This is a genomic window from Planococcus beijingensis, from assembly GCF_016820615.1.
GTDB classification, from domain to species: domain Bacteria; phylum Bacillota; class Bacilli; order Bacillales_A; family Planococcaceae; genus Planococcus; species Planococcus notacanthi.
The window spans coordinates 357,581-382,910 of record NZ_JADHDZ010000004.1; the positions used below are offsets into that span (position 1 = coordinate 357,581).

A 25,330-nucleotide genomic window follows, 5' to 3' on the forward strand; every position below is an offset into this window, starting at 1 on the left:
AACGGCAGGCCTGTAAAAGGCGCTGCCGTTTTGCTTGATGAAAATGTTGTTCATTGCCATTCCAAAATACCGGTAAGGTCCCGATAGATGCTGTCGGGTTCCATACCCAGTTTATCTAGTGGCATCCCGTCACGATTGATCCAGGCGGTCTGAAAGCCAAAGCTCTTTGCTCCTGCGATATCCCATTCGTTCGAAGACATGAACAGGACTTCGTGGCGCTTCACTCCAAGGACCTTTAAAGCATAACTGTACGATGCCGGCGTCGGTTTATACTGCTTGATGTCGTCGACGCTGATGATGTCATCGATCAGTTCAGAAAGAACCGAATTTTTGATAAGCGGCTCCAGCATATCCCGTGAGCCATTTGAAAAAACGGCAATTTTCTTGTCGCGCATCTGCTCTAAAATTTCTGCGGCTTCTGGATGTGCTTCGAGATTTCTGTAAGCCTCAAGCAAGGTCTCCACTTTTTCCTCATCATATGGAAGTCCCAATTTCGTCAATGTATAATCCAAAGCATCCTTCGTGATTTGGGAAAACGGTTCATATTGCCCCATCAATTGCCGCAAAAATGAGTACTGCAGCTGTTTCTGGCGCCAGACGATGCTGACTTCCTCTCCTTTGTCACTATATAACTCCCGACATTTCTCTTTGACTGAGTAGACATCAAACAATGTGCCATAAACGTCGAATACCAATGCTTGAATAGATGATTTCATCTGTTCAACTCCTGTCTGATGAGATAAATGATTTTTTCCAAGTAAGAGGAGCTATGCGGAACGATATCCTTTAGGCCAATCCTTTTTTTGAAAAGACTGTGGCCATCCGGCTTTGCGATAAACCCATCAATCTCCACTTCTTCTTCCTTACCCATAAACAAACCCGCCAATGCCTCAAAATCAACTTCCCCCATACCTGACACTTCCTCCAGCTGCAACTCGAACCTAAAGTCATGGTTATTCGGCATAGGGTATAAGAAGCAATGGCAGCGTTCGTTGTCTATAAACCCTGGCATCTCCATTTGATCTTTGACCATACCGAGATGAATGAGTTTATCAAATTCCACTTTTAAGCCAAGTTCTTCTTTGACTTCCCTTACACCCTCTTCTACAGTTTCATCCGCCAGCAAATGGCCGGCTGCAGTGATATCGAACAGACCGGGGAAATCTTTCTTGGCTTCACTGCGCAACTGAAGATAAACCGTATCCCTGCTGTTCCTCCACCCGACCATCCAACAGTGAAATGTTTCATGCCAAAAGCCGTGTTCATGGACAGCTTGCCGAGTCTCTATGCCTTGTGGATGTCCATGTTCGTCGCAAACACGCAGTTTCTCCGTTTCCATTATCATTCCCCTTTTTTCTTTTTAGCATAGCAAAAAAACCGGCCATTTACCTGGCCGGTTCTTCCTCCAGCTATATTAAATTTTTCTGTAATCTTAAAGCACTTCAAACGCATTCATGAGTATTCATTAAAATGTGTATCATCCGGTGCTACATGCTTGATGAACAGCAGGTCTTCCTCGGTGATATCCGGAACGAAAAATTCAGTTCCCCAATGTTCGGAGGAGAAAATATGCTGTTCTCCTTTGCTCAAGAAAATGGAGAACCACTTGAGCTTTTTCTTTTCACTGACATGTTGGCTCATCAAGTATTCGGCAATTTCCAACGTCAGCAACCCCGAGAAAATGGTCATACCCTGCTTGTCATCAATATCGAACAATCCCGGCAAATTGGTTGTAAGCTCTTCAATCACTCCTGCTTCTTCATTGAAACAATGAATTTCGAATGTATCGGATTTAGCCAGAAAATATTCCATCAGCAAAAGCCAGTAATCGTAGTTTCCGATAGCCGGTATTCTTTCGACTCCATCACCGTCCATGAATTCGGTAAGTTCAAATTGTAATTGTGTTTTAAGTTCCATGCTATTCATCACCTGCCCTTTTCTCCCCATACAAGCTTTCTATTCGTGCCCACCTAAATTCAGCCGGCGGTAAAACCCTAAGGCTTCTGCCAGAAATTCTTTGTCGTAATGCGTTTTGCCATGTATTCTTTCTACCCAATCTTCCAGCGTTTCAATCGGTTCATCCGGATAAAGGCCCGTACTGGTGCTCGAAAAGCTTGTCCAGTTGTCGAACTCCCAATGAACGGTTTCGCCTTCTCCCGGCAACCGCACTTCAACGAGCGGCTCTGGATGGATATGGCGCTGGGAATACTCAGCCGCTTCCATAAAGTCTGCACGATCCACCGGTTCGATCGTATAGATCTGCTGAGACTGTTTGCCGTTGGGCCGATAATAAATGATTTTTATTCCTTCTTCCGCTTTCTGTACTTGAACTTCCGCTCCCGGAAAGAATCCCGCTAACCTGTCGCCTCTGAACTCTGGACGATCGACATCCATTAAGATGGGCTGTATCCACTGATCCCCCAAATCACAGAGGAATCTGCGCCCGTTCCGGTCTTCTGCCATAATAGCAGCATGTGCCTGTTCCGTCCCCAGCTCACTCCCCACCGGATAAGCTGTTACACCTGCTTCATCGAAAGCTGCAAGCAGCCAAATGGCCAAATCAAAACAATTGCCGGTGATCCCATATTGCTCCCGCTGCTCTTTCATCAACTCCACGCTGCGCTGCTTCTGTTCGTCTGAGCGCTGAGAATACCAAGCTTTGGTCAAGGTCTCCATTGGAAAATCGTCGAACTCTCGCCACACGGAAAGAATTTCTGCCGGTGCTTCCATTTTTTCCACCTTCTCTTTTTTCGTATGGCTATTACTTCTCTTTTCTCTCTAGAAAGTCCTTCTAAGCTCAGACGAACTTCAGACATTTACAGCAACAAAAAAAGAACAAGCCCGAGGGTCTGCTCTTTGTAAACGCAACTCGTGGCATTACTCTGCCAATAAACCTTTGCGCTGACGAATCTGGTAGTAATTCAGTTGCTTGAACAACTCCGAAGAAGTTCCTTGATTTACGGAGAACTCCATTCCGTATTCTACGGTATCTCCTCTTGTTGATTTTCGAACAATCGACCCTTCCAACAAAAAAACACTGTCCAGTATGTGAAAGCTGCAATTTACACTTTCATGCAAAGGAATATTAAGCGCTGAAGAAAACACCAGTCCCCCTACACTGACATTGTAAATCTCGATCGGCAAGAATCTGCCTCCGTAAACCGATAGTTTCCCATTCACAGCCTGATTAAAAATAACCCTAAAAAATTCGCGACGATTTTCTCCCATTTCGCCCTCTCCACCCCTGGTTACATATACAAATTAACGAGCAAGCCTTTAATTTCCCCAACTAGATCTAAAGTACCGATGCCAGCTTCTTCATTATTCAATAATTCGTCCTGAATTTCAATCAGTTTTTGATCAATCACTTTGATGACCTGATGAGATTTCATTCCTCCGCCTGGTGCGTGGCTTTGTTCATCAGATAAACGCAAACCATGCCGTATGGATTCGCTGACGAATTGCTTGACTGCCTGCTTGTAATTCAATAGGTTTTCGAGTGTCCGCTGGTTGGAAAGCTTCTGGCCTTGCGCATCCACACGCCCCATCAATTGGTTCAGGGAATCATTGTGAAGCTTTGATTGGGATTTTTTCATGGCATTCATAAAAAGCTCTCCGCTCTTATTTCCCGTGCCCTGTACCGAAAGCCGTTCGTTTTGGATATTGCTTTGACTGTCAATGCGCATTTACAGCACCTCGTCTTCTTTCGTATTCTCATGATGCTGATTGTTTCTATTAACGACGAGTTCCACTTTTCCATACTCCGTTTGGAGCACTTTGGCAATTTGTTCGAAAGAAAATCCTTGTCTGGAAAGCTGCATGATCTTTTCAGTTTCTATAGAATCGATTTCCGGCACCTCTTCAAACTCAGAGGCAAGTTTTTCTTCCAAACGTTCAATTCGCTCCACTAAATCCGACTCGCTGCCTTTCAGATGGGAAAGTAATTTATCGTAAAGTTCCTTATTTTCTTTTTCAAGTTGGGCTATGAATTCCGCCATATCTTCATGGATTCCAACTGGCGCTTGTTCCGCCTGCTGCTTTTTAACAGATAGCATCAACTTTATATTCATTGCCAGCAATAAGAAGATTATTGCGACCGATAGCCATTCCATTGTCATCCCCGCACCTTCTGTTCTGATTGCACCTTAATAATTATCATGTACGGATAAAATCGAAGCATGCAAACGCAGCATGGCTTTCGAGTGAAGCTGTGAGACTCTTGAAACGCTGACATTGAGAATTTCCGCAATCTCGGTTAATTTCATTTCTTCAAAATAACATAAAGAAACGGTGATTTTTTCTTTTTCCGGCAATTTATCAATCGCACGGACCAGAGATTCCTTGGTCATTTGCTCTGACAGGTGACGTTCAGGGGAATCGGCATAGTAGCTACCCATTGTCCCTTGCTCTTGGAAATGTTCATCATCCATTGAAATCATTGTCGATAAGGCGGCTTCAGAAACCGTCTTGTTAAGTTCTGCTTTGGTGATGCCCAAGTAGGCGCTGACTTGGTCATCAGAGACCGATTCGTTATTCTCCTGTTCCAGCAATAGATAGGCCTTTTCAATTTTTTTCACTTTATCCCGGACAGAACGCGGAAGCCAATCACTGTTCCGCAGCCCATCAATAATAGCCCCTTTAATGCGCCAGGAAGCATAGGTTTCAAACTTCAGATCCCGCTCGATGTTGAATTTGCTCAACGCATCAAGCAATCCTTCATAGGCATAGCTTCGGACATCGTCTTTTTCCACAGTTTTAGGCAAACTGATCATAAAGCGTTGTATGACGTAATCCACTAAGGGAAGATACTGCTCAACCAGGTAATCGCCAGCCTGCGGATCCCGGTGCTGTTGCCAGTCACCCCAATAATTAAGTTCTTCTTTTGATAGTTTCTGGTTCAGCATGATTTTCACCACCATTTCCAAGCGAAAAAACCGCCCTTATTTAAACAAGATTTTCATGATAAAGCCTTTAAGGCCGAGCTTATACGGCAACGGCAGCTGCAGAAATCCACTTGCCATTTGGCGTATGGCTGTTGCCGATTCGCTGTTCGGATAGGCCAGGAGAAGCGGTTGCTGCCTTTTCACAGCTTCCGGTACGCGCGCGTCGCTCGGGATGCACCCCAATGAGCCAATTTCTTTACCCAAAAATTGCTCAGTAGCCTGTTTGAAATTGTCTGCCGTTTGTTGCCCCTCTTTTTCGCTGATGCATTGGTTGACCACCAATTTCAAGTGGACATTCGGATCGATGCCCTGGACCATTTTTACAACTGAGTAGGCATCCGTAATCGACGTCGGCTCCGGAGTCGTCACCAGAATGACATCATCTGCCGCCAAGATAAACCGGAGATTTTCATAAGATAAGCCAGCTCCAGTATCCAAGATGATGTAATCCACCTTGCCTTGCAGAGTGCCCAATTCCTTAAAGAATTTTTCCAATTTCAGATCATTCATCTGAAATAATTCATTAAAACCGTTGCCTCCTGAAATGAACAGCAAGCCATTCGGTCCTTCTTCGATTATGTCCTGTACAGCCAGATCTTTTTCGATCATCGTTGCGATGGTTTCCCGCGGCATAAGGCCAAGAAGCACCTCAATATTGGCAAAGCCAAGATCAACATCAAAAATCAATACTTTCTTGTTTTGCTCGATCAAGCTTAATGCAAAGTTCAAAGCGAAGTTTGACTTTCCCACCCCTCCTTTGCCGCTGGTGACTGCCAGGACACGGGTCTTTTTACCAGCTTTCCTGCCAGGATTTTCGGGTTGCTGATTCTTCATCTTTTCTCTTAGACCATTTGCCTGATCAAGCATGATTGTCTTCCTCCAATATAAAATCCGCCACTACACTTGGAGTGACTTTCAGTATGTCGTTGGGAACATTTTGCCCATTGGCGATCTGGCGAATGGGGATATCATAATGATGAATTAAGTTGAGGATCGCTCCCACAGAACTGGTTTCATCTTTTTTGGTTAACAACAATTCATCCACGGAAAGCGATTGAAAATTATCTATGATTTTTTTCATATCCTCGTACTTTGCGGTCAAGCTCAACACCAAATGAATTTGAATCTTGCTGGCAAGCGGCAATAATCGTTTCAACTCTTCGATATACTGGGCCTGTTGATAATTGCGTCCTGCCGTATCCATTAAAATGATGTCACAGTCCTGAAAATCCTCCAGTACAACCAACACATCTCCTGCCGTTTCAACCACTCTGACCGGAATATTCAAGATGCTGCCATAGGTCTTCAATTGCTCTACTGCGGCAATGCGATACTTATCTGCAGTAACTAATCCCACTTTTTTATCTTTGTTCAGCATATAATCAGCAGCAATTTTAGCGATGGACGTTGTTTTTCCGACACCCGTCGGACCCATAAAACAAATGATTTCCGGTTCTGTAACAATCCTTCGGCTTTGATTGTTTTCAACCATCTCCATCAATTCTTCGCGAGCCATCTGATGCACAATCTCTAACGTATAGTCAGTTTTGTCCTTTAGTCTTGAAAGCAGTTTTAAAAGCAATTCCCCTTGGACATCCACTGCCACTTCCTGTGCCGCCAATAGTCTTTTTATTCCCTGAAGCAGTTCAGCAGTGGATTCGATTTCCAGTGTTACACTGGTCGCAGCTTTTGGAAATTCAACTTGCTGGACCTGCATCTCCTGCTTCACTTCGGGGTCAACAGCAGCAGTGACTTCCAGTTTGTCTTTCTGGAAAAACCCAAGAAATCCGCCGGTTTTGATTTTTTTGGTATTCAAGATCAAAGCATCAGCACCTAAATCCTGCTTGATCAGCGGGATCGCTTCGGTCATTGTGCCGACGATATAGGTTTTCAGCATCATGAGATGTTAACCACTCCAACACTTTGAATTTCAATTTCGGGTTCCAGTTCGTTATAGGACAGTACCGGCAGATCTGGGGCAAAACGCTCCACGAACTGCCTCATGTAAATCCGGATGGCCGGAGACGTCAGCAGAATCGGCTGGACGCCGGTTTGCTGAAGCTGTGCGGCTTGTTCCGTAATCTTCTGGAAAATTGTCTGGGAAGACTCCGGATCGATGGACAAGTAATTGCCTTGTTCCGTCCGGTGAACCGAATCCGCGAACTTCTTCTCAAGGCTTGCTCCAGCTGTAATCACTTGCAACGGCTCTTTCTGAGTCGCGTATTGCAATGTAATTTGGCGCGATAAGGACTGGCGAACGTATTCTGTCAATAGGTCTGTATCTTTTGTCTGCGAAGCATAATCGGCCAGCGTTTCCAAGATGACCAATAAATTGCGGATCGATACTTTTTCTTTCAACAACTTCATCAGCACTTTCTGCACTTCGCCGATTGTCATCAGCTGCGGCACCAATTCTTCCACTACTGCCGGGGCAGTTTCCCGCACATTTTCAATCAATGATTTCACTTCCTGCCTGCCGATCAGTTCATGGGCATGGCGCTTGATGACTTCCGTCAGGTGAGTTGAAACGACAGAAGGCGGGTCGACGATGGCATAGCCTGCCATTTCGGCTTCTTCTTTCATGTCTTCATTGACCCATAGAGCCGGCATGCCGAAGGCGGGTTCAACGGTTTCAATGCCTTCTACCGCTTCGTCGTCAATGCCCGGACTCATCGCCAAGTAATGGTCGAGCATGATTTCACCCGACGCTACCCGGTTCCCTTTGATCTTGATGACATATTCATTGGGCTGAAGCTGAATATTATCACGGATCCGAATAACTGGAACCACAATGCCCAGTTCCATTGCACATTGCCGGCGAATCATGATGACACGGTCCAGCAAATCACCGCCTTGGTTTTTATCGGCAATCGGAATCAGGCCATAGCCGAATTCAAATTCGATGGCGTCGACATGCAATAAGTCGATGACGCTTTCCGGGCTTTTCATCCCTTCGATTTCTTTTTCATCTTTGCTTAAGTCGACGTCCTGTTTTTCTTCAGATTTCAAGGTCTTTTGCATACTGAACGCGCCATAAGCGATGACACCTGCAATCGGCACCACCAACAACGGGCTGATCGGTGTAAACACTGCAAACATGACCAAGGTTCCAGCTACGATGTACAGCATTTTCGGATAAGCAAAAAGCTGCTTGGTGATATCCGAACCCAGATTGCCATCCGATACTGCGCGAGTTACGACAATACCCATTGCAGTAGAGATCAGTAGGGCTGGAATTTGAGAAACCAAACCGTCTCCGATCGACAGCAGGGTGAACAGCTGGGCCGCTTCACCGAATGGCAGCTTGTGGACCATCACACCAATCAGCAAACCGCCGATAATGTTAATGAGCGTAATGATGATGCCGGCAATTGCATCTCCTTTGACGAATTTGCTGGCACCGTCCATGGCACCATAGAAATCCGCTTCTGAGCTGACTTTCTCGCGGCGGTTCTTGGCTTCTTGATCCGAAATCATGCCAGCGCCAAGATCAGCGTCGATGCTCATCTGTTTGCCGGGCATGGAATCGAGTGTGAAACGTGCAGCCACTTCCGCTACGCGTTCCGATCCTTTTGTGATGACCAGGAACTGGATGATGACGAGGATCAGGAATACCAGAATCCCGATGATGGCACTGCCACCGACCACAAATGAGCCGAATGTTTCAATGACTTGTCCACCGGTTTGGTTAGTGAGGATCGAACGCGTCGTCGAGACGTTCAAGCCTAAACGAAATAAAGTCGTTAATAATAATAAAGTAGGAAAAATAGAAAATTGCAGCGGTTCTTTTGTATTCATTGCCACTAACAAGATCGTTAAGGCAAGACTGATATTGATCATGATTAAGACATCTAATAAGAGCGGCGGAAGAGGGATGACCATCATCACCACAATCATGATGACGGCTACCATGATGGCATAATCTCTAAATTTCACGCGTATCCCTCCTCTTTCTTGTTCATCGGATTTTTCCTTTTAATCGGTAAATATATGCTAAAACCTCTGCCACAGCCAGGAACAACTCTTCCGGAACGGTATCTCCGACTTCAGCCTGGGCATACAGTGCGCGCGCAAGAGGTTTATTTTCCATCGTCACAATTCCAAATTCTTTTGCTTTTGCTTTAATCTTTAACGCCAGATGATCTTTGCCCATTGCGATGATGACCGGAGCCGCCATCGTTTCGGCATCGTATTTGATGGCGATTGCGTAATGCGTTGGATTGGTGATCAATACATCCGCGCCAGGCAAATCCTGAATCATGCGATTCATGCTCATTTGCCGTTGCTTGTCTTTTATTTTTCCTTTGATCAGCGGATCGCCTTCCGCTTTTTTGTATTCATCTTTGATGTCCTGTTTCGACATCCGTATGCCTTTTTCAAATTCGTATTTTTGGTACATATAATCCATGATCGATAAACACAGCAGGATGATGCCAGCAGTCAGACCCATTTTAAAGACCAATGAGCCGATAAAGGATAAAGAAAAGCTGATGCTTTTTTGGGACAGTGTAAACAGTTCTGCTTTACTGGTCCACAGCACACCAAAAGCGGCACCGCCGATAATGGCGATTTTCAGCAGAGATTTGCCTAATTCCACCAGGGCACGAAGAGAGAAAATCCGCTTCGCCCCTTTGACCGGATCCAGGCGTTCGAGCTTCGCCATGATGGGATCAGTCGTAAAGATGGCCCCTACTTGAATAAAGTTTCCCAGAAAACCGAAGATTACCCCAACCAGCATGATGGGCAGCATTAATAAAAATGCATTCATCGCCATTTGTTCAAATAATGTACGGATCGTCGCCGGCGTTATTTCCCAGGAAATATATTCAGTGAAATGAATGCGGTAAATAGCCAATATCCGGTCCAACATCCAGCCGCCCATCGAATTCAGCAGCATGATGCCCCCTAATATAATCATGGCAGCCGCGACTTCCGGACTTTTGGCGACTTGGCCTTTCCGCTTGGACTCCTGACGTTTTTGCGGTGTCGCTTTTTCAGTTTTTTCACCGGCAAAAAATTGCAGGTCCAAGGGATACCTTTTCACCACTTATGTTCCTCCTAATAAACTGATCAGCTGAGCCATGCTCACCAACAGTTTCTCGAAAAGAATCTGCAGGATGTAGAAGAACACGGGCATGGTCAGAAACAGCATGATAAAGCCGACAAAAATCTTCAACGGCAGACCAACCGCAAATATATTCAGCTGCGGCACCGTCTTAGCCAAAATACCGAGGGCGATGTCCACTAAAAACAAAGCACCCACAATCGGCAAAGCGATCTGCAACGCAATCAGGAACATTTCCGTAAACAAGCCGGTCATAAAGTGGGCGATGTCTTCAGCCTTCACTGAAATCGCCAAACGCTCCACCGGAAACACGCGGAGGCTCTGCATGACGCCATCCAGCATCAAGTGATGGCCGTTGACTGTCAGTAAGAATAAGAGCGCCAGCATGTACTTGAAATGGCCGATGATCGGCACCTGGGCACCTGTTTGCGGATCCAATACGTTGGCCATGGAAAAACCCATTTGGAAATCGATGAACGCTCCAGCAATCTGCACTACATATAGCACCAACGCCGCTGTGAAGCCGAGTGCCAAACCGGTTCCGAGTTCTTTGAGGATCAATAAAATATAAGAAGAGTCCAGTAAAATCGATTCGTTCATCGGAAGAGTCGAAACAGCTACATATGCCAGAAAAGCGGCGATGCCGATTTTGAACTGAGTGGGTACACCCCGCATCGAGAACAGCGGAGCGATTAGAAAGAAGCTGGTCAAGCGGACAAGCATCAATAGAAAGTAAGGCAGTATGTCAAAAATCATTTCCATATCCCTTTACCCGATGATTCTTGGCAGTTGCTGAAACAGGTCTCTCGTGTAATCCAATAACAGCGTCAGCATCCAAGGCCCAAAAACTACAAGCGAGATGAAGACCGCCAATATTTTGGGGATGAACGACAATGTCTGTTCCTGAATTTGCGTCATCGCCTGGAAAACACTAACCAATAATCCGACCGCCAACGCAATCAACAGCATCGGAGCGGATATAAGGATAATGGTAAATATCGATTGTTCGGCTAGTTTGATCACCATATCTGGAGTCATCGTTTTCTTCCCTTCGTCAAAAGCTGACAAGCAGCGATTCGATTATTAAGTACCAGCCATCCACCAAGACGAACAGCAAAATTTTAAACGGCAATGAAATCATGACCGGAGGCAGCATCATCATCCCCATTGCCATTAACGTGCTGGCTACGACCATATCGATGATCAAAAAAGGAATGAAAATAACAAAGCCAATTTGGAATGCCGTTTTCAGCTCACTGATGGCAAATGCCGGAATCAATGATGTCAACGGAATTTCTTCAATGCTGTCAGGCTTTTCCAACTCGGCGTATTTGAAAAACAAAGCTAAATCTTTTTCCCGAGTGTTCTGTGCCATGAATTGCTTTAATGGAACAATGGCTGTGTCAAGCGCTTCCTGCTGCTCCAACTCCCCGTCCAGATAAGGCTGCAGGGCTGTTTCATTCATCTCCACCGCAATCGGCGACATGATGAAGAACGTCAGGAATAAGGCCAATCCGACCAATACCTGGTTCGGCGGCATGGACTGCGTACCAAGACCCGTGCGGACAAACGACAGGACGATGATGATCCGCGTGAAACTGGTCATCAAAATGAGGATGCCTGGAGCCAGAGACAAAACAGTCAGCAAGAAGAACAACTGGAGCGTCGTCGAGACATCTTCAGGTGACTCTCCGCCAAAATCGATGCCCGGAATATTGATGGATGATAAAATTTCCGGAATCATAGCGGACGTCCTTCCTTATCTTTCTGTTCTTGCACAAGTTTTTCCTCAAGTTCCTGTTGCTGGGCTTTTTGCTTGTTCAAGCTTTGCTTGAACAGCTGATCAAAACCACTTTTCTGTGGACTTTTTGAAAAACTGCCGATTTTCTTTTTTGTAAAGTCGAACAGATTTTTAGAAAGCGCGGGCTGCTGCTGTTCAAAGTCTTTTTCGATGCCGCTGATTTCCGCTGCATCCGAGAACTCTTTAATCAACGTCACTTCATCGCCGACACCAATCAAATACATCTGTCCGCCAACTTTCACCAGCTGCAGCGACTTGTTGTTGCCAAGCGGCGTACCGCCCATGAGCTTGACCGCCTGGTTCGGCTGAAAGTTTTTCTGGCGTGCTGCCAAAAACTTGATCAGGCCGTAAATCATCGCCACAATCAACAGCGTGTAGAGCACCAATTGAACAATGATGCCCGCCAGACTTTTTTCTTCTATTGGCGCCGCTTCTGCTTCATCTACCGGGACTTCTTCTGCGGGTTCTTCGTTATTCAGCCATTCCACCACATTCGGGTTGGCTTGGGCAGACAATGGCACGGACAGTACAGACAGCATTAGTATCGCCATAATTAGCGGTATGACTAAAAACAATGATTTGTTCAATCTGGATAAACTCCTTCTATCAGGCATTAACGCAGTTTCGAGATGCGTTCAGCTGTGCTCAGCACATCCGTCACGCGGACGCCGAAGTTCTCATCGATGACCACTACTTCTCCCACTGCAATCAGCTTGTTATTGATCAGGATATCAACCGGTTCTCCAGCTAATTTATCCAGTTCAATGATGGACCCTTGGGAGATTTCCAGTATGTCTTTAACCATGCGCTTTGTGCGCCCCAGTTCCACCGTCACTTGAAGCGGTATATCCAACAGCATATTCAGGTTATTTGGCTCGGTTTGTGCTGTTTCCGTATTGTCGAAACTTGAAAACTGGACATTTTGCACAGTCGGTGTTTCTTGGATTGTTTCGTTCGGCTGCTTATCTGATTGCATTGGCATTTCGCGTATCTCCTCTATTTCTTCATCATTAAACGGTTCGGTCAGTATCGCTGCCAGTTGTGTTGCCAACGCCACTGAAATACATAAATGGAAACGAACATTCTGTTTGCCGCCAATATTGAGTTCAAATTTAGCTTCCACAAACCATTGCTCTTTAGTGAAATTAGCTAACGGAAAATCTTCCAATTGTTCTACAGTATCCATACCGGACAAAGAATGGGAAATTTCCGCTTCCAGCAGCGCCGACATCGATTTTGCCACCGATTCAAACATGGTTCCGATTATTTTCTGTACACGCTGAAATTGCTTTTCTTCTTCCACATCAGCTAAGCCAGTTATTCCAGCCGCAGCATCAACATCTTTTTTCGATATGGACAGAATTTGCATTCCATTGGCTGCTCCACTGTATTCCCCCAAAACCACATAAAATGGTGCAGCGGCTGATGCCAACACTTCATCTCTATGGGTCACGCTCAAAACGGGCGCAGTCACAAAAACCTGTTCAGAAAGCAGAGAAGACAACACGGCAGCCGATCCGCTCAATGATGCATTCAGCAATTCGCTGACTGCTTCTGTTTCAGTTTTGGACAATGAACTTTCAGGCATCGCCTTTTCCCCCTGTCTTTTTATGCTTTAACATTCGTGATAATTCTTCAGAAAATAGCTGATTAATCCTCATCAGACAAGTCTCCCGCAACGGTCACTTCCGTTATCTGTACTGCCATTCTGCCTTTCGAGACTCCAGGCTGTGCATGGAACTTCGTTTTGTTGTCTACTAGAAGTGTGACAGGTGCATCGTAGGATTCATTCAAACGAATCACATCGCCATTCTTCAAGTTCAGAAAATCTCCAAGTTCAATCGTTGATTTTCCTAAAACAGCTTTTATTTCCATTTTGGTGCCTTGGAGCTTTTCTTCCAGTGCTTCCAGCTCATGTGACTCAACTGCTTTTTTCTGATTTGCCAGCCAGTGTTTCGCCGATAACTTCGGCAGAATATGCTCTAGCACCACATGGGGCAAACAGATATTGACGAAGCCTTCGACTTCCCCTATTCTCGCGCTAAGCTTGACCAGAATGACCGTTTCGTTTGGTGGGGACATTGTTAAAAATTGAGGATTCACTTCAATCTCTTTCAGTTCTGGAGTTAGCTTCAACACTGAAGACCAAGCTTCTTGGAAACTTTCCAATGACTTCGAGAATACCCGCTCAATAACGCTGATTTCAATTTCAGTCAACTCATTGTCCTTTTCCAGAACAGTGCCTTGGCCTCCCAGAAGCCGGTCGAACATGACATATGCCACATTCGGGGAAAAATCCATGACCATGCTGCCCTGCAGCGGCATTGCTTCAAACACACCTAAAATCGATTTTTTCCGGACATTCCGGATATATTCGTGATAAGAAAGCTGCTCAACTGCATCTACGTGGATCTGAACATAAGTCCGCAGCTGGGCAGAAAAATAAGAAGTCAACAAACGTGCAAAATTTTCATGGATTCGGGACAAGGTCCGGATTTGATCCTGCGAAAAACGCAGCGCTTTTTTAAAATCGTAAACTTGGACATTTCTTTTCTTCTCGACAGCTTTCGGTTCTTGTTGCCCCATTGCCGAAAGAATGGTTTCGATATTCTCTTCTGATAAAACATCTGTCAAATTGATTGCCCCCTCATTCGTCCAGGTTCGGCTCATGCAAACGAGGCAAAATGTTCAGTTTCCGGTAATACACCGTCACTTTATCCATAACTTCCTCAACGGTTTCCAACACATGGACTTTCTTGCCGGTCGTCAATGTCACCACCGTATCCGGTGTCGATTCCAGCCGTTCAATATAGATTGCATTCAATACGATCGCTGATCGGTTTAACCTGGTTAATTGAATCATATCGATTGCTGAGCAAAGCAAATCTTTGCTCAGCCTAAGCCTCCTCTATTAACGTTTCAAGTTGACGACTTCCTGCAGAATTTCATCTGAAGTAGTGATTGTCCGTGAGTTTGCTTGGAACCCTCGCTGTGCGATGATCATTTCCGTGAACTCTTCCGTTAAGTCAACGTTGGACATTTCAAGTTGTCCGGAACCGACGGATACTTCCGCAAGTGCAGCAGTGGTAGGCGTAGAATTGGCTGGTGCTCCATACATAGACCCTCCCACTTTACGAAGACTACTTGGGTTATCGACTGTAATAATTCCTAATGTAGCAATAGGATTTACTGATCCCGGCACTACAATTTGTCCCGCACTGTTGATTCCAAAAGAATCGCGATTGTTTTCTGGGATAGTAATTGTTCGCCCTTGAGAATCCAATACATCTTGACCTTGTGCTGTCTTTAAAACCCCAGCATTATTTACTGTAAAACTTCCGGAACGTGTTAAATTAAAGTCTCCTGGAGTCCCTACTACAAAAAAACCATTTCCACTAACAGTTAAATCAGTCGCTACCCCAGTTGACATCGAAGAACCTGGTGTATGAACCACATTGATGGAAGAAGTTGATGATCCCAATCCAACTTGCATCGGGTTGCTTCCGCTATTGGACATGTTCTGGCTCATCAAGTCCTGAAAGTTAATCGTGCTTTTCTTATAGCCGATTGTATTGACGTTGGAAATATTGTTCCCGATAACATCCAGTTTCGTTTGGAAATTTTTCATACCTGATACACCTGAGTACATTGAACGTAACATTTAATTTTCCCCTTTCAAGAACTGCATTTGATCCAAAATGGATTACACAGTTTCTTGTTCATTTGTGCTTGCTGATTGTTTCTCGATTCGTTGAATGGACTCGATTGGCACTTTTATATCGGATCCTTCAAGTTCAGCAATCAATTCGCCATTCTTGCTGGACAAGGCTTTGACGATTCCTTCGCCTGAATCCGTTTCTGTTTCCCATTTAACTGAAGTCCCAATTAAGTGTGCGTAATCCGCCAGGGAAGAAGCTCCCTGGTTGCTGACAAATTGCGTCATTGTTTTATTTAAATTCGTCAGTTGCTCTAAACTGGTGAACTGCGCCATTTGCCCAATAAATTCTGTATCCTTCAATGGCTCCATTGGGTCTTGATGCTGCATTTGCGTCACCAGGATTTTAAGAAAGGCATCTTGCCCCAACGAATTTTTAGGGTCTGTTTTGCTTGCTGTATCAGCAGCCGGAGTGTTAGTCGTTCCTGCCGTTGCATTTGTAACGTTCATCTAAACACCCTTTCTTCTATACGGTGTAATCCACTTTCATCAAACCCTCACCTAACGATTGCCTGCGTTCAGCAACGACATTGTCGTCTTCTTTCAAATAACCATTTTTGCTGTTTCCAGAAGAACCTTGGCCTTGCTGAGGCTGTGTAAACCGTTGGTTGTTTTGGGAGTGCTGTTGGTTGAATGGCTGCTGCGAACTTTGCTGCAGCACTTCAATTTTCTCCACCGCCACCCCTTGCTGAACCAGCGAAGCCCGCAATTGATTCAGCTGAAGTTCAATGGCTTCTTTCGCCATTGGAGTGCTCGCCAGTATTTGTGCGGCCAGCTTGCCATTTGTTGACGTCAGTAAGATTTCCAGATGGCCTAGATGCTCAGGGAAAATATTAACGCGCATCTTCATGCCTTCCTGGCTTTCCACCAAACGCATGGAGCTTTTCAACATGCCGCCCAAGTCTTCCAAAAGGTTGGCTAACCGGACAAAAGGAGTCGGGGGATTGGTTTCCGTCCGGACCACAGCACCTGCAGTCTTTCCAGATTCAACAGCCGCAGTCGGTTGAACAGCCGGCTCTTGAGGCGCTTTGTTTTCGGCCGGCACTTTCGTTTGAAGTTCGTCAGTGGGTTGTTGCTTGATGGCCGGCTGTACTTCCTTCGCTTCGTTTTTCTGCGGAATCTGCTGGATGTCAACAGGCTTTGTTGACACATCCTCTACCGGTTTGGTGATTTCATTTGAATACTTCAAAGCCTCTCTGACAGGTTTCATTCCTTCAATCGGTGGCAACACTGCTAATTCTTGTCCATCTATCTTAGATTGCTGAACCGACATTAGCTGCTGTTGCTTTTCGAGAATCGAAATCACATTATCGAGTTGGGTTGAAATTTTTTCTAAGGTATTGGCATTTATCGCATTCTTTTTTCCATCTGCCCCCGTAAAGACAACCGAGCCTGCGAATTCTGTAGTAAATTCGGCGGAGAGAATCTGCAGGTTCTGCTGGATTTTTTCAAGCAACCCAATCAGCTTTCCCGTGCCATCAGTTATAGGTTCACTAGTTTCACCCGACTTGCTGGTTGAAGGGATGCGAATCTCTCCATTTTCAATTTGAAGATTCGCCAACTGATAGACAGCGTATTGAAAATCCGGCGCTTCGGGCAGTTGTTTGCCAGTCGGCAGTTCCTGTAAAAATGCCAGCAGGCTTTCCAGACTTTCCAACAACTCTTTTTCAGGTGCCTGTTCTTCTGCCGGAAGTTCCGCTTCTCCACTTAACGATTCCAGCAGAGAAGCAAACATTGCTTGATCTTGAGCCGTTGCAACGATTGGTTTTGCAGGTAGAGTAACCGTTTGGGGAACCGCTATTTTTATGGCTTCCATCTGATTAACTTCCTTCCGCTAAGCTATTCGCTTTGGATAAGCGATAAAAGCGCGTACTGGCCATTTCATCAAAAAAGCTTTGCTCAGCCGCTTTGCTTTCTTCCTGAAAATGATTCAGTTTCTGCTGTTTCAGGTTTTCCCAGGTTTTTTCTTCCTGCGCTTTCTTTTGCAATAAACCTTGAGACGCCGAAACGTTTTTTTGTAAATATTCAAGCTCTCTTTTGGAGGAAAGCGATTGGTCTTGAAGCTGATGGATGTATTCTTCCAGCATTCTCAGTTCCGATATATTGACGCCGCTTTGTTGCTTGGCATTTTTCAATTGTTCTATATCATTGATTTTATTTTCAATGGCTCTGTTGCGTTGATGTCCCACTTCATGCTGTTTAATGGCTTCAGCCATTTGGAGCTGCGCAACGCCTTTTTCATTTTCTTTTAAGTCCAATATCTTTTGAAATCGAAAGTTGAATCCTGTCAGTTTAAACGCCTCCAAATTGTGCTGTTAACCGTTCTACACTTTGTTCCAGCTTGGCTTTTTCGTAAATGTCCTGCTGCAGATACTCTTTAATCAGCGGATGCGACCGGATGGCATCATCGATCTCTTTATTGGCGCCGCTCTTGTAAGCACCGATGTTGATGAGGTCTTCCGATGTTTCATAAGCCGCCAAAAGCCGCTTGAATTCCCGCGCGGCCAGCTGATGTTCCGCCGATACGACTTCATGCATAACCCGGCTGACGCTGGCCATGACATTGATCGCTGGGAATTGGCCTTTTTGGGCAATTTTTCGGTCCAACACAATATGGCCATCCAAAATTCCGCGCACCGCATCGGCAATCGGTTCATTCATATCGTCGCCATCCACCAAAACCGTATAGAAAGCGGTGATGGACCCTTTGCTTGAAGTGCCTGAGCGCTCCAGCAATTTAGGCAACAAGGCGAAGACGCTCGGCGTATAGCCTTTACTGGTCGGAGGTTCCCCCACCGCCAACCCGACTTCACGCTGGGCCATGGCGAAACGGGTAACCGAATCCATCATCAGCATGACGTTCTTTCCTTGGTCACGGAAATATTCCGCAATGGCAGTTGCAGTCAACGCAGCTTTAATGCGCTGCATCGGAGTCTGATCGGAAGTCGCTGCGACGACCACCGATTTCTTCAATCCTTCTGGTCCAAGGTCCCGTTCAATGAAATCACGGACTTCCCGGCCACGTTCCCCAACCAACGCAATCACGTTAATATCGGCTTCTGTATTGCGGGCGATCATGCCCATCAACGTACTTTTTCCGACGCCGCTTCCTGCAAACACCCCAACCCGCTGGCCTTGCCCGACTGTCAGCAAGCCGTCGATTGCACGGACGCCGACTTCCAGCGATTTGTCGATCCGCGGACGTTTCAACGGATTCGGCGGAGCGTTGTTGGTCGAATACTTTTTCAGGCCGCGCGGCAACAAACTCTCATCTAACGGCATACCTGTTCCATCGAGGACTTTCCCTAGAATAGATGGACCCACTTTGATTTGAAGCGGTCCTCCGGTCGCAACCACCAGGCATCCCGGACCGACCTGCGAAAGATCCTGCAAAGGCATCAACATGATCCGGTTTTCTTTAAAGCCGACAACTTCCGCCTCAATGGGCGGTTCATTGCGATTCGGGTATAGGAGACAAAGCTCACCGATTTTTGCATTCGGCCCTCTTGATTCAATCGTCAAACCAATGACCTGGATCACTTTCCCATGCTTTTTGATCGGTTCAATGTCATTCATCAATTCTAAATATTCATCTGCCCACAGATTCATCGTTTGTTTTCTCCTCACAGTAAGAAAGCAATTGGTTCTTGATTTCTTCCAGCTGATTATCGACCATCGCGTCATAAGAACCGCTTGCTGTATGGATTCTGCAGCCCCCTGGCGTCAGGCTGGCAACCGGAATCAGCTTCAATTCCGAATCTGCTTTAACATAGGTCTTGAGCTCTTCCAAAAATGGAATGATCAACGGGTAATCTTCAGGAGAAACCTGCATTGTCACATCTTCCGATTCTTCCACCTGCTTTAATGCCTGTTGAATAATGTGCAGCACTTGTTGTTCATCTTGATTTAATTCGTTGTGAATCACTTTTTCTGCAATCTTGACACTTAACGACAATAAAAACGGTTCTGCCTGTTGAATGATGTTCACTTTTTCTTCATAAGCAATTTCCAATAAACGGTTCATCTCCGAGCGCTTTTCAACACTGTCCTGCTCTGCTTGTTGGAGACCTTGCGTAAATCCAGCTTGAAACCCTTGTTGTTCAGCTTCCTGCTCCAGCTTTTCAGCTTGTTGTCGGGCTTCCTGCTGTTTAACTTGCCACCATTCATTGATTTCCTGCTGAGCATTTTGCTGTTCTTCTGAAATTTGGATCCGCAATTGCTCACGGCGTGTTTCCAAATCCATGATTTCCTGCAATAATTGTTGCCGCTGTTCCCTCGGATCCGTTTCGGAATCATTGAACACAGTTTTTTTCATTTCAATCTTTCGGGTATGGATGATTTTCTTTTCACTTGATGATGTCTGAGAAAGGCGAATGATATTAGACAATCATTTCATCCCCTTCTCCACGGGAAACGCTAATTTCTCCTTTTTCTTCAAGGTTTCGAATCAACCCGACAATATTTGTTTGTGCGTTTTCTACATCTTTCAGTTTCACAGGGCCCATCACGTCAATTTCCTCACGGATGGCTTCCGCTCTGCGAGTCGACATATTGCTGTAAATGCTGTCTTTGACTTCTTCACTCGCTACTTTCAGAGCGAACATCAAATCAGCATCGCTCACTTCACGGACAATCCGTTGCACCGAACGAATTTCAAGATTGACAATATCTTCAAAGACAAACATCCGCTTCTTAATTTCGGCTACTAATTCTGGACTGCCGTTTTCAAGGTTCGTCAAAATGGATTTTTCTGTTCCTCGGTCAACATTGCTCAATACACGGACAATGGTTTCGACTCCGCCGGTAGCAGTATAATCATGTGTTCCTGTGGCAGTCAGCTTACGTTCCAAAATCTGTTCCACTTGATGGATGACATCAGGTGATGTGCTTTCCATCAACGCAACTCTTCTTGCCACTTCCGCTTGTTTTTCAGCAGGAAGCTGAGACAAAATCTGTGAAGATTGCTTGGGATCCAAATACGACAGCACCAACGCAATTGTTTGAGCCTGCTCGTGCTGCAAAACATTTAAAATCTGGTTGGGATCGGCTTTTCGAGCGAAACTGAATGGCTTTACTTGCAGCCTGTTCGAGAGGCGGTTGATGGTATCTATCGCTTTTTCTTTCCCCAATGCCTGTTCCAAAATGTTGCGGGCATAGCTTAATCCGCCTTCATTCATATAGTCCTGAGCTAAAATCATTTCATAGAATTCATTGATGACGTCTTCCGTCTGGCTTTTTTTCAATTGGCGAACGTTGGAAATCTCCATAGTCAATTGATCGATTTCCGGTTCTGTCAACTGCTTGAATATTTCAATGGAGACATCCGGCCCTAAGCCGACCAACAAAATGGCTACTTTTTGTACCCCTGTGAACTCTCTCATGCGTCTAACCATTTGCCACTCTCCTAGTCATCTGCCATCCATGACCGCAACAATTTAGCAAAGTCTTCAGGTCGTCCTTTGGCAAGCTTTTCAATAGTTTTTCGTTTTGGATTTGCTTTGGCACTGAACTCGGACAAGTCCATTTCTTCTTCTTCTGCTTCCAGATTTACTTGATTGGACTTGGCTAATGCCTGTTCAAATCCTCCAAAATCATAGTCTTCTTCAAATAGTTCTTCTTTTTTCTTTCTGCGAAGCAAGATGACCGCAATAATGATGATGATCAGCAACACCACGGCTGCACCAATAACGAGCAGCAGATTATTCGGTATGCCTGACAGGAACGTGGTTTCCGGTTCTTCTTCTTCAACTGCCGGACGGCCCTGGAATTCTGTTGCAAACACCGAAATCTTGTCTTCCAGTTCCGCTTCCGTTACTGGGAATTCATTCATGCTCAATGAAGTACTCACTGCATTTTTCAGCAAGTTGCTGATGTCGGTGATGTTTTCCTGCGATAAACTCGCTGGATTTTCTGGCACTGGCGGTTCCACACCGACGTTGATTGTAATGTCATCGATGACGTACGGGCTCATTTCAATTTGGCGATTGATGCGGTTGACTTCACTGTTGATGCGTTCTTCTGTCCGTTCGGATTCGCTGTTTCCAGCTGCATCTCCAGCCGGATAATTCGCGACTTCGGTGTCTCCAGTTCCCGCTGCGTCTTCCGCTACAGTACCTTCACTCGAGTAGGTTTCCACAATCCGTTCCACACTGATATCCAAACCTTCGTTGTTTTCAATATCGACGGGTTCAACCAATTGTTCTTCCCGCTTTTCTTTCGTAAAATCAATATTCGTCATAACAGAAACGACGACTTTATCCTGCCCTAAAAGCAAGCCGAGCATTTGCTGCAGCTCACGCTGAATGTCCTGCTCGATCCCTTTTTGGATTTCGCGGTGCTGCTGATAAGCTGTCAAATTTGTATCCGCTTGGCTCGCATCCTGCACTTCAAACACTTGCCCATTCTGATCCATGATGACAATCTGCTCAGGCGGTAAACTTGGAACCGATTTGCTGATCAAGTGATACAACCCATTAACTTGTTTCTGATCTAATTGAAATGTCGGATCGCCTTTGACGACGATGGACGCTGTAGATGTCTGTTCTTCATCGGTAATCCAGACGTTTTCTTTCGGCAGCGTGATCATGACATTCGCTTCCGTCACACCATCAATCTGTTGGATCAAATACGCCAACTCGTTCTGCATCGCGTCACGCTCGACCACATCAAAATGGCGGTCGGTCATGCCGAGGCCCATGTTTTCGCTGAATATGCCGTAATTGACATTGCCGTTTTTCGGAATGCCTTCTGCCGCCAAACTGACTTTCAAGTTCGCTAAATGTTCTTTAGGCACACTGATGGTCGTGCCATCGGCTGATACTTCCACCGGAATGGTCTGTGCCTCAATTGCTGCTTTGATTTCTCCTGCTTCTGCCGCTGTTAAATTCGAGTACAATACCGAAAAATCGGAGCGGTTGCTGAGAAAAACGAAGACAATCAAAATTAACAAAGTGATTAAAAATGAGCCAATGACAGACCATTTTGTTACAGGAGAAAAACTGGCCCATGATTCACTCAACTTCGATTTATATGCCGAAAACTTTTCTTTCATCTAGTCATCATCCCGCCAGTTCGTATCATACTTGCATTCTCATAACTTCTTGGTAAGCTTCGACAACCTTGTTTCTCACTTGCATGGTCATCTGCAGCGATAAGCTGGCTTTTTGCGAAGCGATCATGACTTCGTGTACATCCTGTACTTCTCCTGTCACCAATTGATTGGTCAATTTATCTGATTCATTTTGTGCTTTGCTAACTTCTTTCAACGCGTCTTTAAATATTTCCCCAAACCCTTCAACTTTGTTTTCAGGTTTTACTTTATCGAGCAATTGATTTTGAATGAAAGGCGTCTGAACTTGGCTAATTTTTTCCATGGTGCCTCCTTAATGTTCTCTATATTTTAAGATGAAGAATTTACCTTTTTTACACCGCTCCGGCCGCTTTGGGCATAGCTCCCGCAAGAAGCCAGGCAAAGAACGCCTGTCTTCTCGCTTCGCTTAGCCCCTGGACGCGTCGGCGCTAAGAAACTTATTAACTTAGAAGCGACATTAAATTTTTCACTGTTTCTATATAAGATATGGAGCAAAACAGCGGAGACTCCCGCGGGATAGTGAGACAGCCGAGACCCTGCAGGAGCGCAGCGACGAAGCGGCTTGGCGCTCGCCCGCAGGAAAGCGGAGTTGTTTTGCGGAATATCAAAAGTGAAAGTAACTGATTTACTTACCAATCTCCAATGCTTTCATGAACATGCTTTTGGAAGCGTTCATGGCGGTGACGTTTGCTTCATATGAACGGGTTGCAGACATCAGGTCGACCATTTCTTTCAATGGATCGACATTGGATGACCGCACATAACCGTCTTCTCCCGCATCCGGATGTTCCGGATCATAGTTCATGGTGAAAGGTGTCTGGTCTTCTCTGATTTCCGATGCTTTCACACCTGATACCGCGGTATTCCCTCTATTGATCACTGACTGGAGTTGGTTGGCAAAAGGCGATGTTCCACTTTGCGACAACTCAACCGTTTTCCGGCGGTAAGGCATCCATTCCCCATCGACCAGCTCAGCACGATTGGTGTTCGCGTTGGCGATATTGGCAGAGACAACGTCCATGCGCAACCGGTTCGCCGTCAGCCCTGAAGCACTGATGTTAAATCCATTAAATAAACTCATCTTTTTTATCTCCCTCCATTAATGACGGAGCTGAGACTGTTAAGCTTGCCGTTGACCCGTTCAGTGACCGCGTTATACCATAATTGGTTTTTGGCCAGCTCGGCCATTTCGGCATCCATGTCGACATTGTTGCCATTGTTGTTGTATTGAGTGGAATGATTAGTAGTAATTTCTGTCGTCGTTTTGGAAACTTCATTGCTGAACGATAGATGTTGATCATTTGTTTTATAACTCGTTAAGCTTTGTTTATTCATTGCTGTATCCAAGGCCGCTTGAAAATCGACTTTTTTGCTTTTGTAGTTGGCCGTATCCACATTGGCGATGTTTGCCGAGTGAACCCGTTGACGTAAAGTGGAAGCCGATAAAGCTTGTTCCATCGTTTCCAGAGATTTAGGGAATATATTCATCAATAAACTCCTTTTTTTTACAGTTATTTGGTATATAAAAATCCACCCTTAAAAAAGGTGGATTTATTTTAAATCTACCATTTTTGGTAACCCGGCTGCCCTGTACATTGCGTATTTAGGCCCGTGGCTTTGCGTCTTTATCTTTCGAATAAGTTTGCCATTATCACAATGATTTCAAGTATTTGATTTTCAAACTCGTTATTTCGTACTATTTTCAAAAAATAATAGCAAAGTGATAGTATCATGTTTCTACATTTTTGTATATTTTTATTTAATAAAATTTTTTATCATATTTTTTCCATTTTAATAGAATAGTCTCTATTTTTTTCGTTTTTTTAATGGTATGCTACGCGAGAAATACTAACCGTTGTTCAAAAAGGAGAAAAGACCATGTTTCGTGGATTATATACTGCTACATCAGGGATGATGGCCAATAATAGGCAACAACAAATATTGACAAATAACCTATCTAATGCCAATACTCCTGGATTTAAAGAAGATCAAACGGTCCTTCGCGCTTTTCCTGATCAGTTGATTAAAGCGATGGAAACCGGTAAAAAAGGTACAATAGCCTCACAAAATATCGGGACTTTAACTACAGGAGTATATGCTCAAGAAGGAATTCCTTCTTTTTTGCAAGGTCCTTTAAAAGAAACCGGAAATTCGACAGATATGGCTTTATTGGATGAGCTGCTTCCCGTAAATCCAGATACTCAACAAAAAGGCACTATGGTTTTCGCAGTCACTGCTGAAAATGGAGATACACGTTACACAAAAAATGGAACCTTCGCTGTAAATCCTGAAGGCACATTAACGACTAGCGAAGGATTCCCGGTATTAGGCGAAAACCTGCAGCCGATTCAAGTCGGGTCCACTGACTTTACTGTAGCCGATAACGGCCAAGTCGTTTTGGCTGACGGTACACAAGTGGGGCGTCTATGGATTGGCCATACTGAAAATCCCGATCAACTTGTAAAAGAAGGCCAGAATTTATTGCGCTGGCAAGGAGATGCAGATCAAGCTCCTCAAAATGTTGGGGATGTTGCTCTTCTTAATAATACAGAGTCCTTTGTCAAACAAGGATTTATTGAACAGTCGAATGTCGACCTGACTCGGACGATGACCGATATGATGACGACATACCGGGGCTTCGAATCCAACCAGAAAGTGATTCAAGCATATGATCGAAGCATGGAAAAAGCCGTCAATGAAATAGGACGCGTGTAAG

General features: G+C 45.1%; 30 protein-coding genes, 1 pseudogene and 1 riboswitch. Of the genes and pseudogenes, 1 reads left to right on the forward strand and 30 read right to left on the reverse strand.

Annotated features, from left to right (window positions below):
* Window positions 1-50: 50 nt before the first annotated feature.
* From IRE19_RS12780 to flgB, 30 genes and pseudogenes are all read right to left on the reverse strand, one after another.
* Window positions 51-716 (reverse strand): haloacid dehalogenase type II, encoded by a 666-nt coding sequence (locus IRE19_RS12780; RefSeq protein WP_203340683.1) that lies wholly within the window; start codon window positions 714-716, stop codon window positions 51-53.
* A complete protein-coding gene (locus IRE19_RS12785) occupies window positions 713-1,339 on the reverse strand; it encodes an NUDIX hydrolase (RefSeq protein WP_203340684.1) in 627 nt (208 codons plus the stop codon). The genes IRE19_RS12780 and IRE19_RS12785 overlap by 4 nt, the downstream gene beginning before the upstream one ends.
* Window positions 1,340-1,452: 113 nt before the next feature.
* Window positions 1,453-1,917, reverse strand: coding sequence for a hypothetical protein (locus IRE19_RS12790; RefSeq protein ID WP_203340685.1), 465 nt, complete (start codon window positions 1,915-1,917; stop codon window positions 1,453-1,455).
* Window positions 1,918-1,956: 39 nt separating this feature from the next.
* Window positions 1,957-2,730 carry a hypothetical protein gene (locus IRE19_RS12795; RefSeq protein WP_203340686.1) on the reverse strand — a complete coding sequence of 258 codons (774 nt, stop codon included), beginning with the start codon at window positions 2,728-2,730 and terminating at the stop codon, window positions 1,957-1,959.
* Between the two features lie 147 nt (window positions 2,731-2,877).
* The gene (locus IRE19_RS12800; protein ID WP_203340687.1) at window positions 2,878-3,228 is read right to left on the reverse strand and encodes a PilZ domain-containing protein; all 351 of its coding nucleotides are present in this window, start codon (window positions 3,226-3,228) and stop codon (window positions 2,878-2,880) included.
* Window positions 3,229-3,248: 20 nt separating this feature from the next.
* A complete protein-coding gene (locus tag IRE19_RS12805) occupies window positions 3,249-3,686 on the reverse strand; it encodes a YaaR family protein (RefSeq protein ID WP_203340688.1) in 438 nt (145 codons plus the stop codon).
* Window positions 3,687-4,118: a DUF6115 domain-containing protein gene (locus IRE19_RS12810; RefSeq protein ID WP_238943204.1), complete on the reverse strand. Its 432-nt coding sequence runs from the start codon at window positions 4,116-4,118 to the stop codon at window positions 3,687-3,689.
* A gap of 27 nt (window positions 4,119-4,145) precedes the next feature.
* Window positions 4,146-4,904 (reverse strand): FliA/WhiG family RNA polymerase sigma factor, encoded by a 759-nt coding sequence (locus IRE19_RS12815; protein WP_203340689.1) that lies wholly within the window; start codon window positions 4,902-4,904, stop codon window positions 4,146-4,148.
* A 36-nt stretch (window positions 4,905-4,940) separates the two neighbouring features.
* Window positions 4,941-5,810 (reverse strand): MinD/ParA family protein, encoded by an 870-nt coding sequence (locus tag IRE19_RS12820; protein WP_203340690.1) that lies wholly within the window; start codon window positions 5,808-5,810, stop codon window positions 4,941-4,943.
* Window positions 5,803-6,843: a flagellar biosynthesis protein FlhF gene (locus IRE19_RS12825; protein WP_203340691.1), complete on the reverse strand. Its 1,041-nt coding sequence runs from the start codon at window positions 6,841-6,843 to the stop codon at window positions 5,803-5,805. Before IRE19_RS12825 ends, IRE19_RS12820 begins: the two co-directional genes overlap by 8 nt.
* Complete coding sequence (gene flhA / locus IRE19_RS12830) at window positions 6,840-8,879, reverse strand: flagellar biosynthesis protein FlhA (RefSeq protein WP_191715155.1); 2,040 nt, start codon at window positions 8,877-8,879, stop codon at window positions 6,840-6,842. Before flhA ends, IRE19_RS12825 begins: the two co-directional genes overlap by 4 nt.
* 22 nt (window positions 8,880-8,901) lie before the next feature.
* Window positions 8,902-9,990 (reverse strand): flagellar biosynthesis protein FlhB, encoded by a 1,089-nt coding sequence (gene flhB / locus IRE19_RS12835; RefSeq protein ID WP_191715154.1) that lies wholly within the window; start codon window positions 9,988-9,990, stop codon window positions 8,902-8,904.
* Window positions 9,991-10,770 (reverse strand): flagellar biosynthetic protein FliR, encoded by a 780-nt coding sequence (gene fliR, locus IRE19_RS12840; RefSeq protein ID WP_203340692.1) that lies wholly within the window; start codon window positions 10,768-10,770, stop codon window positions 9,991-9,993.
* A gap of 6 nt (window positions 10,771-10,776) precedes the next feature.
* A complete protein-coding gene (fliQ, locus tag IRE19_RS12845) occupies window positions 10,777-11,046 on the reverse strand; it encodes a flagellar biosynthesis protein FliQ (protein WP_191715152.1) in 270 nt (89 codons plus the stop codon).
* Between the two features lie 16 nt (window positions 11,047-11,062).
* Window positions 11,063-11,752 carry a flagellar type III secretion system pore protein FliP gene (fliP, locus tag IRE19_RS12850; protein WP_203340693.1) on the reverse strand — a complete coding sequence of 230 codons (690 nt, stop codon included), beginning with the start codon at window positions 11,750-11,752 and terminating at the stop codon, window positions 11,063-11,065.
* Window positions 11,749-12,396, reverse strand: a complete 648-nt coding sequence (locus IRE19_RS12855; protein WP_238943205.1) for a flagellar biosynthetic protein FliO — start codon at window positions 12,394-12,396, stop codon at window positions 11,749-11,751. Before IRE19_RS12855 ends, fliP begins: the two co-directional genes overlap by 4 nt.
* 26 nt (window positions 12,397-12,422) lie before the next feature.
* Window positions 12,423-13,470, reverse strand: a pseudogene (gene fliN / locus IRE19_RS12860) (flagellar motor switch protein FliN).
* Window positions 13,460-14,443, reverse strand: coding sequence for a flagellar motor switch protein FliM (gene fliM / locus IRE19_RS12865; RefSeq protein WP_203340695.1), 984 nt, complete (start codon window positions 14,441-14,443; stop codon window positions 13,460-13,462). The pseudogene fliN and the gene fliM overlap by 11 nt, the downstream one beginning before the upstream one ends.
* A 13-nt stretch (window positions 14,444-14,456) precedes the next feature.
* The gene (locus IRE19_RS12870; protein ID WP_301610584.1) at window positions 14,457-14,693 is read right to left on the reverse strand and encodes a flagellar FlbD family protein; all 237 of its coding nucleotides are present in this window, start codon (window positions 14,691-14,693) and stop codon (window positions 14,457-14,459) included.
* A gap of 27 nt (window positions 14,694-14,720) precedes the next feature.
* The gene (locus tag IRE19_RS12875) at window positions 14,721-15,470 is read right to left on the reverse strand and encodes a flagellar hook-basal body complex protein (protein ID WP_203340696.1); all 750 of its coding nucleotides are present in this window, start codon (window positions 15,468-15,470) and stop codon (window positions 14,721-14,723) included.
* Between the two features lie 42 nt (window positions 15,471-15,512).
* Window positions 15,513-15,974, reverse strand: coding sequence for a flagellar hook assembly protein FlgD (gene flgD / locus IRE19_RS12880; protein WP_191715147.1), 462 nt, complete (start codon window positions 15,972-15,974; stop codon window positions 15,513-15,515).
* 16 nt (window positions 15,975-15,990) lie between these two features.
* A complete protein-coding gene (locus IRE19_RS12885; RefSeq protein ID WP_203340697.1) occupies window positions 15,991-17,340 on the reverse strand; it encodes a flagellar hook-length control protein FliK in 1,350 nt (449 codons plus the stop codon).
* Between the two features lie 4 nt (window positions 17,341-17,344).
* Window positions 17,345-17,830, reverse strand: coding sequence for a flagellar export protein FliJ (fliJ, locus tag IRE19_RS12890; protein WP_203340698.1), 486 nt, complete (start codon window positions 17,828-17,830; stop codon window positions 17,345-17,347).
* The gene (fliI, locus tag IRE19_RS12895) at window positions 17,817-19,133 is read right to left on the reverse strand and encodes a flagellar protein export ATPase FliI (RefSeq protein ID WP_191715144.1); all 1,317 of its coding nucleotides are present in this window, start codon (window positions 19,131-19,133) and stop codon (window positions 17,817-17,819) included. The genes fliJ and fliI overlap by 14 nt, the downstream gene beginning before the upstream one ends.
* On the reverse strand, window positions 19,114-19,911 hold the full coding sequence (locus IRE19_RS12900; RefSeq protein WP_203340699.1) for a FliH/SctL family protein: 798 nt from the start codon (window positions 19,909-19,911) through the stop codon (window positions 19,114-19,116). Before IRE19_RS12900 ends, fliI begins: the two co-directional genes overlap by 20 nt.
* Window positions 19,904-20,917: a flagellar motor switch protein FliG gene (gene fliG / locus IRE19_RS12905; RefSeq protein WP_203340700.1), complete on the reverse strand. Its 1,014-nt coding sequence runs from the start codon at window positions 20,915-20,917 to the stop codon at window positions 19,904-19,906. Before fliG ends, IRE19_RS12900 begins: the two co-directional genes overlap by 8 nt.
* Before the next feature lie 11 nt (window positions 20,918-20,928).
* The gene (gene fliF, locus IRE19_RS12910; protein ID WP_203340701.1) at window positions 20,929-22,575 is read right to left on the reverse strand and encodes a flagellar basal-body MS-ring/collar protein FliF; all 1,647 of its coding nucleotides are present in this window, start codon (window positions 22,573-22,575) and stop codon (window positions 20,929-20,931) included.
* A gap of 25 nt (window positions 22,576-22,600) precedes the next feature.
* The gene (gene fliE / locus IRE19_RS12915; RefSeq protein WP_191715140.1) at window positions 22,601-22,897 is read right to left on the reverse strand and encodes a flagellar hook-basal body complex protein FliE; all 297 of its coding nucleotides are present in this window, start codon (window positions 22,895-22,897) and stop codon (window positions 22,601-22,603) included.
* Between the two features lie 342 nt (window positions 22,898-23,239).
* Window positions 23,240-23,695: a flagellar basal body rod protein FlgC gene (gene flgC, locus IRE19_RS12920; protein ID WP_203340702.1), complete on the reverse strand. Its 456-nt coding sequence runs from the start codon at window positions 23,693-23,695 to the stop codon at window positions 23,240-23,242.
* A gap of 5 nt (window positions 23,696-23,700) precedes the next feature.
* A complete protein-coding gene (gene flgB / locus IRE19_RS12925; RefSeq protein WP_191715138.1) occupies window positions 23,701-24,102 on the reverse strand; it encodes a flagellar basal body rod protein FlgB in 402 nt (133 codons plus the stop codon).
* Between the two features lie 82 nt (window positions 24,103-24,184).
* Window positions 24,185-24,271: riboswitch (cyclic di-GMP riboswitch) on the reverse strand.
* A gap of 221 nt (window positions 24,272-24,492) precedes the next feature.
* On the opposite strand from flgB, the gene IRE19_RS12930 reads away from it, so the two are divergent.
* On the forward strand, window positions 24,493-25,329 hold the full coding sequence (locus tag IRE19_RS12930) for a flagellar hook-basal body protein (RefSeq protein ID WP_203340703.1): 837 nt from the start codon (window positions 24,493-24,495) through the stop codon (window positions 25,327-25,329).
* The last annotated feature ends 1 nt before the right edge of the window (window position 25,330 follow it).